This window comes from Pseudonocardia adelaidensis, assembly GCF_039543345.1.
Taxonomy (GTDB): Bacteria; Actinomycetota; Actinomycetes; order Mycobacteriales; family Pseudonocardiaceae; genus Pseudonocardia; species Pseudonocardia adelaidensis.
Genome location: NZ_BAABJO010000003.1, coordinates 365,893 through 376,804 on the forward strand (window position 1 = coordinate 365,893; position 10,912 = coordinate 376,804).

At 72.7% G+C, this 10,912-nt stretch carries 12 protein-coding genes; all 12 read right to left on the reverse strand.

The genetic code is table 11. From position 1 onward, the window contains the following. Positions 1-3 precede the first annotated feature (3 nt). On the reverse strand, positions 4-180 hold the full coding sequence (locus tag ABEA81_RS05600; protein ID WP_345603701.1) for a hypothetical protein: 177 nt from the start codon (positions 178-180) through the stop codon (positions 4-6). Next, positions 177-1,292, reverse strand: coding sequence for a TRAP transporter large permease (locus tag ABEA81_RS05605; RefSeq protein ID WP_345603702.1), 1,116 nt, complete (start codon positions 1,290-1,292; stop codon positions 177-179). Before ABEA81_RS05605 ends, ABEA81_RS05600 begins: the two co-directional genes overlap by 4 nt. Then, complete coding sequence (locus ABEA81_RS05610) at positions 1,280-2,068, reverse strand: creatininase family protein (RefSeq protein ID WP_345603703.1); 789 nt, start codon at positions 2,066-2,068, stop codon at positions 1,280-1,282. The genes ABEA81_RS05605 and ABEA81_RS05610 overlap by 13 nt, the downstream gene beginning before the upstream one ends. After that, a complete protein-coding gene (locus ABEA81_RS05615) occupies positions 2,065-2,592 on the reverse strand; it encodes a TRAP transporter small permease (RefSeq protein ID WP_345603704.1) in 528 nt (175 codons plus the stop codon). The genes ABEA81_RS05610 and ABEA81_RS05615 overlap by 4 nt, the downstream gene beginning before the upstream one ends. Continuing rightward, the gene (locus ABEA81_RS05620) at positions 2,589-3,632 is read right to left on the reverse strand and encodes a TRAP transporter substrate-binding protein (RefSeq protein ID WP_345603705.1); all 1,044 of its coding nucleotides are present in this window, start codon (positions 3,630-3,632) and stop codon (positions 2,589-2,591) included. Before ABEA81_RS05620 ends, ABEA81_RS05615 begins: the two co-directional genes overlap by 4 nt. After that, on the reverse strand, positions 3,629-4,111 hold the full coding sequence (locus tag ABEA81_RS05625) for a RidA family protein (protein WP_345603707.1): 483 nt from the start codon (positions 4,109-4,111) through the stop codon (positions 3,629-3,631). Before ABEA81_RS05625 ends, ABEA81_RS05620 begins: the two co-directional genes overlap by 4 nt. Then, positions 4,108-5,064, reverse strand: a complete 957-nt coding sequence (locus ABEA81_RS05630) for an NAD-dependent epimerase/dehydratase family protein (protein WP_345603708.1) — start codon at positions 5,062-5,064, stop codon at positions 4,108-4,110. The genes ABEA81_RS05625 and ABEA81_RS05630 overlap by 4 nt, the downstream gene beginning before the upstream one ends. Beyond that, entirely contained in the window at positions 5,061-6,230 is a 1,170-nt protein-coding gene (locus ABEA81_RS05635; RefSeq protein WP_345603709.1) for a mandelate racemase/muconate lactonizing enzyme family protein, read from the reverse strand. Before ABEA81_RS05635 ends, ABEA81_RS05630 begins: the two co-directional genes overlap by 4 nt. After that, positions 6,227-7,867, reverse strand: a complete 1,641-nt coding sequence (locus ABEA81_RS05640) for a thiamine pyrophosphate-dependent enzyme (protein WP_345603710.1) — start codon at positions 7,865-7,867, stop codon at positions 6,227-6,229. The genes ABEA81_RS05635 and ABEA81_RS05640 overlap by 4 nt, the downstream gene beginning before the upstream one ends. Further along, the gene (locus tag ABEA81_RS05645; RefSeq protein ID WP_345603711.1) at positions 7,864-8,532 is read right to left on the reverse strand and encodes a GntR family transcriptional regulator; all 669 of its coding nucleotides are present in this window, start codon (positions 8,530-8,532) and stop codon (positions 7,864-7,866) included. The genes ABEA81_RS05640 and ABEA81_RS05645 overlap by 4 nt, the downstream gene beginning before the upstream one ends. Before the next feature lie 73 nt (positions 8,533-8,605). Beyond that, entirely contained in the window at positions 8,606-9,823 is a 1,218-nt protein-coding gene (locus ABEA81_RS05650; protein ID WP_345603712.1) for a CoA transferase, read from the reverse strand. Between the two features lie 100 nt (positions 9,824-9,923). Further along, the coding region (locus tag ABEA81_RS05655; RefSeq protein ID WP_345603713.1) for an HNH endonuclease signature motif containing protein at positions 9,924-10,912 on the reverse strand (989 nt) is incomplete at its 5' end.

Here is a 10,912-nt window from a genome sequence, read left to right on the forward strand (position 1 = left end):
CCCTCAGGGACCGAGCAGGAGGTTGGGCAGCCAGGTCACCAGCCCCGGCACCAGTGCGAGCAGGAGCAGCACGACCAGCATGGCGCCGAAGAACGGCAGGACGGCGACGCTGAGCCGGCCGAACGGCACCCCGCTCGTCTTCGTGACCACGTAGAGCAGCGCGCCGACCGGCCAGGTCAACAGCCCGTCATCAGGTTGACCACGACGATCACGCCGAAGTGGATCGGGTCGATCCCGAGGCCCTCTGCGACCGGCAGCAGGATCGGGAGGAAGATCAGGATGGCCGGCACCGCGTCCATCGGCATCCCCACGACCAGGAAGAACACCATCGCCAGGAGCAGGAACGCGACCGGGCCGACGTCGAGCGCACCGACCAGCCGGGTGACGTTCTCGCTCAGCCCGCCCACGGTGAGCACGTAGGAGAACGTGCCCACCACCGCGAACAGGACCATGATCGTCGCGCTGTTCACGGCGCTCGTGCGGAACAGCGGGAACAGGTCGGCGGGCGTGATCGTCCGGTAGACGACCAGGCCGAGGAACAGCACGTAGGTGGCGGCGAGGATGGAGATCTCGGTGACCGTTGCGAAACCCGTGATGATGCCGAGGACGAGGAACAGGGGCGCCAGCAGCGCGGGGAGCGCCCTCCCGAGCAGGAGCAGCGGGGACGCGGCGGTGTAGGTGTCCGGGCGGGCGTCGGGCAGCTTCCCCCGCCGGCCCTGCCAGAGGATCACCACGACCATGGAGGCCGCGAGGAGCAGGGCCGGGACGACGCCGCCGAGGAAGAGCTTGCCGACCGAGAGGTGCGTGACCAGCGCGACGAAGATCATCGGAATGCTGGGCGGGGAGACCGGCCCGATGACGGGTGCGCTGGCGTTGATGGCAGCGGCGTAGGAGGGCTCGTAGCCCTCCTTGCGCATCGCCGGGAGCATCACCGAAGAGACGGCGGCGGCGTCGGCCGGTGCGCTGCCGGAGACGCCGGAGATCCCGACGTTCGCCCCGACGGTCGCGTACGCGAGGCCACCGCGGAACCGGCCGAGGAAGTACATGAGCAGCGCGACCATCCGGTCGGTGAGACCCGCGCGGTTGAGCAGCTCGCCGGTGAGGATGAAGAAGGGGATGGCGAGGAGCTCGAAGTTGCCCACCCCGTCGGCCATGGCGGTCGGGAGGTCGGTGGCGTCGCCGAGCCCGAGGACGGCCAGTGCCACCAGGGCCGCGGCCCCCATCGAGATCCACACCGACAGGCCGAGGGCCATGAAGGCGAACAGGGCTCCGAAGAGGATCAGGACGTCCACGGGCCACCCCGGTCGGCGAGCCGGGACGGGCGCTGGGCGAAGTCCCGGACGAACTCGGTGGTGCGCTCGACCGCGGCGGCGCTGATCTCGGTGCCGGACCGGAGGGTCGCCCGGGTCGCGTCCCCGAAGACCCCGTTGCGGGTGCGGGAGGCGAACGAGCGGACCACGCCTGCGGCGAACGGCCGGTAGTTGTCCTCGAGCACGCCGTAGTCCTCGATGAGGTCGCCTGCCTCCAGGGCGTCCGGCCGCACGAGGTCCTCGGTCAGTGCCATGGCGACCGCGGTCTCGATCTCGCAGGCGTGTCCCCAGCGCTCCGTCACGCGGTGCCGCGCGATGACGTCGGCGGCCTGGGTCATCCAGAACGTCGACGCCGCCTCGATGCCGTGCTGGTAGGCCAGCTCGGTGATCAGGACGCCGAGGACGTTCTCGTTCCCCCGGTGCCCGTTGACGAACACCAGCTTCGTGATTCCGTGCACTGCCAGGCTGCGTGCGACGTCGGTCAGGACGGCGCGGAACGCGTCGGCACCGATGCTGATCGTCCCCGGGAAGTCCATGTGGTGGGCGGACAGCCCGAACGGCAGCGGCGGCGTCGTGACGACGGTGGGGGACAGGGCCGCCGCGACCTTCGTGGCGATCGCGTGGGCGATCCGCCAGTCCACCCCCATCGCCAGGTTGGGTCCGTGCTGCTCGGTCGCGCCGACCGGGATCAGGGCGAGCCGGGGCCGCGGGGACAGGTCGGCGAACTCGGTGGTCGTCAGGTCGTGGATGGCGCTCACGGGCGTCCTTCCGGCAGGTCGTCGAGGGGGACTTCCGGGCTCGGCAGGCTGAGCGGCCGGGACAGCGCGGCCGCGAGCAGCAGCACCCCGGCGACCGGGATGGCGGCATAGGTCCACCCGGTGGAGATGCCGAGCTGGACGTACGGGATGGCCGCCCGCACGGTGGCGACCGTGTACCCGGCGATGACCAGGATGAGGAAGAACAGCACCTCCAGGACCCGCAGACCGAGGAGGAGGACGATCTGCGGCCGGCCGCCGAGCTTCGTGTCGAGGTAGCCGGTGACGATGTGCTCGCCCGCGCAGTAGGCGGCGACCACGCCGGTCATCACCATCCAGAGCAGCATCAGCTGGCTCAGGTCCGTGACCCAGACGAAGCCACCCCCGGCGGCCCGCAGGCCGACCTGCACCAGGTTGAGGACCAGCAGCGTGATGAACAGGCCGGCGGACACCCCCTGCGCGAGGCGGCCGATCGGGCCGCTGAGCCGCGACGACGCTCCCGGCTCGGCCAGCGTGAAGGCCCTCATCGTTGCTCGTCCCTGATCCTGCGCGCGGTGTCCAGCACGCCCGCGGGCCACAGCTGCCCGTCGAACTGGTCGAACTGGCCGTCCAACGCCGCGCGGAACGCCTCGACGTCCGGCTCGACCACCGTGATGCGGGACCGCAGCTCCTGCTCGGCGGCCGCCAGCTGCCTGTCGACCTCGGCCGTGTCCAGCTGTCCGGCCTCGGTGGCCGCCTTCGTGACCGCGTCCCGGTCGGCGGCGCAGAGGCCACCCCACCACGCGTCGTTGACGTACCAGGACCGGGCGTCGCGGATGTAGTTGGTCGGCATGTAGTAGCCCTGGACCTCGTCGAGACTCTGGTTGATCATCGTGATCGCGCCGTTCTCCTGCGCGTCGACCACGCCCTGGCGCAGCGCCAGGTACAGGTCGGACAGCGGAACGACCTGGGGGTTCGCGCCGAGTGCACGGGCGAACGCCTGCGGCATGGGCGCCTCGGCGATCCGCAGCTTGAGCCCTCGCATGTCCTCCGGCGTGACGATCGGGCGGTTCGCCGACAGCGCCCGCGGCTCGGCGTCGCCCTCGACCGCGATGACCCGCACGCCCGTCTGCTCGGCGGCCTGCTCGAAGAGCTGGGTGAACTCGTCGGACCGCAGGACACCGAGCAGCTGCTCGTAGCTGTCCCACATGAACGGGACGCTGACCACGGTGAACGCGTTCGCCCCGGACAGCGTCGGGTAGATCGTGATGCCCTCGTAGAAGATGTCGACGCCCTGGCCGGAGCTCAGCCCGGCGAAGATGCCGTTGACGTCGCCGAGCTGGCTGTTCGGGAACACCCGTACCTTGATCCGCTCGTCCGTTGCGCGGGCGATGGAGTCGGCGAACCGCTGGGCGGCCAGGGTCGCCGGATCCCCCTCGGCCCGGATCGTCGCCAACCGCAGGTCCTGCGGGGCGCACGACCCGTCGGCGCCGGACGAGGCCGAACCGCCGGTCAGGAAGCCACAGCTGGTGAGGGCCGTGCACAGCGCGGCGACGGTGGCGAGGACGGTCGTTCTGCGGAACCTCATGGACGTGCCTCCGGGTCGCGCGCGGTCAGGATGAACTCGATCTCGACGGGTGCTCGCCGGGGGAGCGCCGCGACCCCGACGGCGGAGCGGGCGTGGCGTCCGTTCTCGCCGAAGATGCGGCCGAGCAGCTCGCTGGCCGCATCGATGACCCGCGGTTGGTCGTGGAAGTCGGGGGTGCTCGCGACGAACCCGATGACCCGGAGCACCCGTTCCAGGCCGTCCACGCCACCGACGTGCGCCGCGGCGCAGGCGATCCCCTGCAGCACGCAGATGCGCGCGGCCTCCTGGGCCTGCTCGATGCCGAGGTCGGCGCCGAGCGTCCCGGTGATCCGGACCGCGCCGTCCTCCTTGGGGAGCTGGCCGCTGACGTAGAGCACGCCTGCGTTCTCGGTGACCGGTACGTAGTCGAAGCTCGGCACAGCGGGGTCGGGGAGCGCGAGACCGAGCTCTGTCAGCCGCGCACTGGGGAGAGCTGTCATGGGATGTCCTCCTGGGAGGGATCGAGGTACCGGCGGGCACCGGAGGCGGGGTCCGCGATGCGGGGCGCGAACCCGATGTCGGCGCGGATCCGGGTGGCGTCCATGAGGGGGAGGTCGGGCGCGCCGTCCGCCGTGGCCTCCACGCTCGCGGTGGTTCCGGCTGCGGCGGCGAGTGCGGTCCCGAGCTCGTGGAGGCTCGACCGGTGCCCGGCGGCGTTGTAGACCGGCGCGGTGGCCGCCGGGTTCACCGCGCACTCGAGCAGGCACCGGGCCGCGTCGTCGACGTGCATCCAGTCCGCGGTGTCGGTCCACGCCCGCAGGACGGCCGGCGCGCCCGCCGCGATGCGCTCGGCGAACGTCACGAGGTCCAGCTGGCTCCCGCCGTACCACCGGCCGCTGCCGTAGACCAGCGGCAACCGGACGCCGACCGCGCGGATCCCGTACTCCGGGGCCAGCACCCGGGCGATCTGCTCGGCGCCGACCTTGGTGGCCCCGTAGACCAACTGCGGGGCCGGCGCCGCGTCCTCGTCGACCACGCCTTCCCGGTAGGAGGTCCGCGGGCCGTACACGGTGCTGCTGCTCGACCACGACAGGTGCCGGCAGCCGGCCCGGTGCAGCGCCTGCAGCAGGACGGCCGTGCCGCCCACGTTGACCTCGACCGCGCGGGTCGGGTTGCTGCCGGCGCCCCCGGCCAGGCCGCCCGTGCCCTCGCCGTACGCAGCGAGGTTGACCGCGCTGTGCGGGGCGAACTCCGTCAGGGCCGCGGTCAGCGCGTCCTCGTCGGTGACGCTGACGGCCGCGTGCCGGACTCCCCGTCCGGTCGGCAGGCCGGCCGGACGGCGGGGTGCGGCCGGATCGACGGTCAGCACCTCCCAGCCGGCGGCGAGTGCCTGGCGGACCACCTCCTGCCCGATGAAGCCGTTGCCGCCCACGACTGCCAGCCGGCCGGTCACCGGTCGCTCCGCAGGCGGGCGAGGGCCTTCTCGTCGATCTCGACGCCGAGCCCGGCCGTCCCGGGGACGAGGACGTCGGTGCCGTCCCGGCCCAGCGGCACGGCGGCGAGCTCGTCGCGGAGGGCGTTGGTGCCGCGGTCCATCTCGAACCAGAGGGGTTCGGGCTCGTTGTCGGTGTGGGGGTAGGTGGGCACACCGGCGAGCAGCTGTACGGTCGCCGCCTGCGAGATCGCGCCGCCCCAGACGTGGGGCGAGAACCGGACGTTCCACGTCTGTGCGAGGTGGGCGATCACACGCGCCTCGCTGATGCCGCCGCACTTGGTGACGTCGGGCTGGGCCACGTCGATCAGGCGACCGGCGATCAGGTCGCGGAACCCGAACCGCGTGTAAGCGGCCTCGCCCGCGGCGAGCGGCACCCCGCACCGGCGCAGCAGCCGCAGGCCTTCGTGGTCGTCCGGGGTGACCGGTTCCTCGGCCCACCCGAGATCGTGTGCCCGGATCGCCTCGAGGGAGCGCATCGCCTGGTCGGCCGTGTAGTTGCCGTTGAAATCGACGAACAGCACGGCGCCGGGGCCGAAGGTCTCGCGGGTGATCCGGGTGCGTTCCTCGTCGCTGTCCCGGCCGAGCCCGATCTTGATCTTGACGCCCGGGTAGCCCGCGTCGGCCGACTCCTGCAACACGCTGCGGAACCGGCCGAGGTCGTTGTCGACCGTGACGTACCCGGTGGAGGCGTAACAACTGATCCGGTCGCGGGTGGGGCCGCCCAGCAGCTCGTGCACGGGGCGGGAGAGCGTGCGCGCGAAGGCGTCCCACATCGCGATGTCCAGCGCGCTGGCGGCGACGACGTGCAGCCCGGACGACGAGTAGTGGTACGACCGCTGCAGGAGGCCGGTCAGCCAGTTCGACGACGGCCGCAGGGGGCTCCCGACCAACGTCTCGCCGAGCTCCTCGACGAGGGTCCTGGCCGCGGGCGACCCACCCCAGGCCTCCCCCCAGCCGACGACCCCGTCGCTGGTCTCGAGGCGGACCATTACGGCGGCCCGGCCGGGCACCAGGCCCCGCGACGACCCGTACCGGTCGGCCACGTCCAGCGGGTCGGCAACCGGGATCGCCTCGATGCGCGCGACGGTGCTCTGCGCCGATGGTTCGCTCGCGAGCTCGCTCACGCGCGCCCCCCGAGCAGGCCGCTGAGGGTGGCCGACGGCGTCAGCACGTCGGCGGCGGTGCGGGCGACCAGCACCCGTGGCCCCGGCGTGGCGAGCAACTCGCGAACCGCGTCGTCGAGCTCGCCGGCCTCGTCGACGGTGCGGGCGGTGGCCCCGAGGGACCGGGCGAACGCGCCGAGGTCGGCCGGGCTGATGTCGACGGCGGCAGGGCGGCCGGTCGAGCGTGCCTGGTGCATGGCGATCGTCCCGTAGAGCCCGTTCTGGAAGACCACGACCAGCGGTCCGGCGCCGCACCGGGCGGCCGTCTCCAGCTCCTGCCCCGTCATGAGGAACCCCCCGTCGCCGACGAGTCCGAGCACCGTCCGGCCGGGGGCCGCGAGAGAGGCGGCGACGGCGGCCGGGACGGCGTAGCCCATCGCGCCCGAGATCGGTGCGACCTGGGTCCGGGGGTGGTTGAAGCGCCAGTACCGGTGGCCGAACACCGAGAAGTTGCCGGCGTCGTTCGCCACGATGCTGTCGCCGGGCAGGTGCGCGCGCAGCGCCGTCATGACCGTGGTCGGGTGCAGGCCCTCGCCCTCGACCGGCACGGTCTCCGGGGTGCTGAACCGCTCGTACCCGGCGCGGGCCCGTTGCCAGGGGAAGGCCGAACGGTGGCGGCGGTCCGCGGCCAGCCGCGTCAGCTCCCGGGCGAACAGGAGCGGGGAGGCGTGGACGGCGAGCCGCGGGGTCACGACCGCGCCCAGGTTCTCGGCGGCCGCATCGACCTGGACGACCGCGGGTCCGGCGGCCGGGAGCGTGTAGGCCTGGGTGGTGACCTCGTCGAGCCTGCTCCCCATGACGAGGACGACGTCGGCGTCGCGCAGCGGTCCGGTGATCTCCGCGGGGGTGCCCAGCGCCAGGTGACCCAGGTAGTGCCGGTGGTCGTTCGGGAACGTGTCCTGGCGGCGGAAGGCCGCGTAGACGCCGAGCCCGAACGCCTCCGCCAGCTCGGTGAGCTCGTGGTGCCCGTCCGGCACCCCCTCGCCGACGATCACGACCGGGCGTTCGGCGGCGGCGAGCAGGTCGAAGGCCCGGCCCACGTCACCGTCCGTGGCGGCCGGCCCGGAGATCGGGACGGGCGGGTCGGCCGGAAGGCCCGCACCGGCCAGCACGTCGGCGGGGAACGCGACGACGGCCGGGCCCGGCCGCGGTCCGGTGCTGCGCAGCAGTGCCCTGGAAACGATCTCGGCGGCGCGGTCCGGGCGGTGCACCGTCGCCCCGAAGACGGTGATCTCGTCGTAGAAGCGGGGCAGGTCGACCTCCTGGAAGGCCTCCTTGCCCAGGTGGTCGGTCTCCACCTGGCCGAGCAGCGCGATCATGGGCGTCGAGTCCTGGCGCGCGGTGTGCACGCCGATGGCGAGGTTCGCCGCGCCGACGGCGCGGGTGGCCATCGCGACGGCCGGACGGCCGGTCACCTTGGCGTCGGCCTCGGCCATGAAAGCGGCGCCGGACTCGTGCCTCGTCGAGATCAGCCGGAGGCCGGGACGCCGGTCGACCTCGTCCATGAGCTCGAGGAAGCTCTCGCCCGGGACCGTGTAGAAGCGAGTGACACCGGCGCGTTCCAGCAGGTCGATGACGGTTGCCGCGGCGGTGCTCATGCCGTCGGCCCCTCGCCGGCGAGCCGGCCGCTGACCGTGTCGACGTGCCGGGACGCGGCGTCGACGAGGGCGTCCCGATCGCCGGCCGCCAGCGCGTCCAGGATCGCGTGGTGCTCGACCTGGGCCTGCTGGGAGTCCGTGGCCGGGCGCCCCCGGTAGTACCGCGCGATCTGCAGGTGGACCCGCAGGTCGTCGTAGGAGCCGATCAGGTAGGGGTTGCGGCACGGGGTGACGGTCAGCCGGTGGAACTCCGCGTCGAGCTGGTTGAAGCTGACGATGTCGAGATCCGGCTCGGCCACGATCCCGTCGAGCTTGGCCAGTACCTGCCGGATCCCGTCGAGGTCGGACTCGGTTGCGAGGACGACGCTGCGGTCCAGCGCCCCGAGCTCGATGACGCGGCGGGCCTCGAGCAGCAGGCGCAGGCTGTCGACGTCGAGGAGCGGGGTGACGCTGAACCCCTTGTACGGGGCCAGTGTCACGAGCTTCTCGGAGGTGAGGCGGTTCAACGCCTCGCGGACCGGCGTGTGGCTGACCCCGAGCTCCTTGCTGAGGCGGTCGATCTGGAGGCGCTCGGACGGTGCCAGCCGTCCGTCGAGGATGCGGTCGCGAAGGGTCTCGTACGCGCGGTCGGTCAGACCGTCGCGAGGGATGCCCGGGCCTGTCATAGTTTATATATAAAACACAAAGCGCACCCGAGCGCAACAGTGATCGTCAGTGCCCGCAGCCTGGATCCCCGGGTCAGCCGACGACGCCGCGGTCGTGCAGCGCTCCGATCTCCGGCCCGGAGAGCCCGAGGACGTCGGCGAGGACCTCGTCGGTCTCCCGGCCCAGCTGCGGGGCGGCACCGGGGGCACCGTGTTCGCCGTCCCAGCGGATGGGGGAGCGGGCGGTGATCCCGGTGGTCCCACCGGGCAGCCGGATGTCGGCGAGCAGCGGGTGGGCCCCGCCGCGGTACTCGTCGACGACGTCGGTCATGCCCTGGTAGCGCCCCCACAGCACCCGTGCCCGGTTCAGCTCGGACTCCACGGTGGCCGAGTCCCGCGCGAGGAACCACGGCTTGAGGACGGCGGCGATCGTGTCGCGCAGGCGGTAGCGCTCGGTCTCGTCCGCCAGGTCGGCGTCGAGCGCCTTCTCCAGTGCGGCGAAGACCGCCTCCGTGCCCGTGACGGTGATCAGCGCGGTCCACTGGCCGGGGGTGAGCGCGACGACCATGACCCGGTGGCCGTCGGAGCAGGCGAAGTCGACGCCGAAGCTGCCGTAGACGTGGTTGCCGTGGCGCGGGCGTTCGCGATGCTGTTCCTCGGCCTCGGAGAGCCAGCCGAGGTTCGCGACGCCCGCGAGGGCGACGTCGGACAGAGCGATCTCGGAGTAGACGCCGCGACCGGTGCGGGTGCGCTGGTGCAGGGCGGCGAGCACGGTGGTGGAGACGGTGAGCCCGGTGACGAGGTCCCACGCGGGGAGGACGTGGTTGACCGGTGCGGCGCCGTCCTCGCCGCCGGTGATCTGGGGGATGCCGACCTCGGCGTTGACGGTGTAGTCGACGGCGGGGCGGCCGTCGGGGTAGCCCTGGACGCGGACGTGGATCAGGTCGGGCCGGCGGGCGGTGAGCGCCTCGTTGGCCATCCAGCGGCGGCCCACCACGTTGTCGACGAGGACGCCGCGGTCGTCCCCGGGTGCGGTGGCGAGGGCGAGGACGAGCTCGCGTCCCTCGGCGGAGCGCAGGTCGACGGTGATGGAGCGCTTGCCCTTGTTGAGCGATGCCCAGTAGTAGGAGTCGCCGGTGCCGTGCCCAGCGGCGGGCCAGCGTCCGTGGTCGGGGCCGCCGCCGATCGGGTCGATCCGGATCACCGAGGCACCGAGCTGGGCGAGCGTCATGCCACCGGTCGGGCCGGCCACGAAGCTCGCGCATTCCACGACCTGCAGGCCGTCCAGCGGGCGGTGCGGTGTGCTCGTCACGTTCCGAGTCTCCCCGAGCCCGGGCTGCCGCGACCCATCAGGTCCTGCCAGTAGCCCGCCGACGGGCGCGCACCGGCAACGTGCGCAGGAGCGCGCTGTGTCAGAAGGGTGGGAGCTCGTCCCCGTCGTCCGGGATGGCCTCGCCGTCCCGCAGGGCGGTGGTGCCGCGGGCGCGCTGGATGTGTTCCAGCCGGGCGGCGAGGTCTTTCGGCAGGCCGTTGCGGGTGGTGGTCTTGTCGGGTGGCATTTCGTCGTCGGTGCGGTAGTCGTGGGGGTGGCTGTGATACCGGTGGCCGGTGGGGGTGATCCATTGGATCCGTCCGTCGGGTAGCGCGCGCACGGCCCAGCCGGGGGCGTGTTTCATGCGGTGTTCGTGTCCGCAGCAGCCGTGCAGGTTCTTGTCGTTGGTGGGGCCGTGCGGGTAGGGGGTGATGTGGTCGAGGTGCCCGTCCAGGGCGCGGCGGCGGCAGATCGGGCCGCGGCAGTACACGTCGCGGGCGCGGACGTGGTCGGCGAGTCCGGCCGGGGGCCGGTAGGTGCTGCGGCCGTGGTCCAGCACGGTGCCCGACAGTGGGTCGTAGACCAGGCGTTTGAGGGTGGCGTCGCCGGCGATCTCGCGGGCCAGGTCGGCCGGGATGGGGCCGTGCCCGACCAGTTCGCAGGGGTGGTCGTCGGCGCCGAGCAGGGTGGTGAAGGGGATCAGGATCTGGACGAGGGGTTTGCCGGGGTTGACCGGCCGGGGGACGGCAACCTTCGCCTCCGCACCGTCGTCGGATCCACCTGCCTCACCAGCCGCTGAGGCCTGCGCGTCACACACCGGCTCGCCGCAATCCTCGTCGTCGGCGTCTCCGGACCCTCCGGCGTCTGTGTCTGTGTCTGTGTCGGCGTCCGCGCCTTCGTCCGCGCCTTCGTCCGTGGCGGCGCCGCTGTCGCTGTCGGCATCGGTGTCGCTGCCGGGGTCGGGTGCGGCGTTGGTGAGGCGGCCGGACAGCAGGGCGGCGGCGAGGTCGGCGCGGCGGGCGTCCATGCCCCGCGGATCGTCCTTGCCGCAACCCAGGGCCAGGCGGGTGAGCCACTGGTAGCCGGCCT

What these genes read in the sequence shown, in the direction of transcription:
- ABEA81_RS05620 (WP_345603705.1), bottom strand. Translation starts at nt 3,632, where the DNA reads ATGAGGTTCCGCAGAACGACCGTCCTCGCCACCGTCGCCGCGCTGTGC.
- ABEA81_RS05640 (WP_345603710.1), bottom strand. Translation starts at nt 7,867, where the DNA reads ATGAGCACCGCCGCGGCAACCGTCATCGACCTGCTGGAACGCGCCGGT.
- ABEA81_RS05625 (WP_345603707.1), bottom strand. Translation starts at nt 4,111, where the DNA reads ATGACAGCTCTCCCCAGTGCGCGGCTGACAGAGCTCGGTCTCGCGCTC.
- ABEA81_RS05645 (WP_345603711.1), bottom strand. Translation starts at nt 8,532, where the DNA reads ATGACAGGCCCGGGCATCCCTCGCGACGGTCTGACCGACCGCGCGTAC.
- ABEA81_RS05615 (WP_345603704.1), bottom strand. Translation starts at nt 2,592, where the DNA reads ATGAGGGCCTTCACGCTGGCCGAGCCGGGAGCGTCGTCGCGGCTCAGC.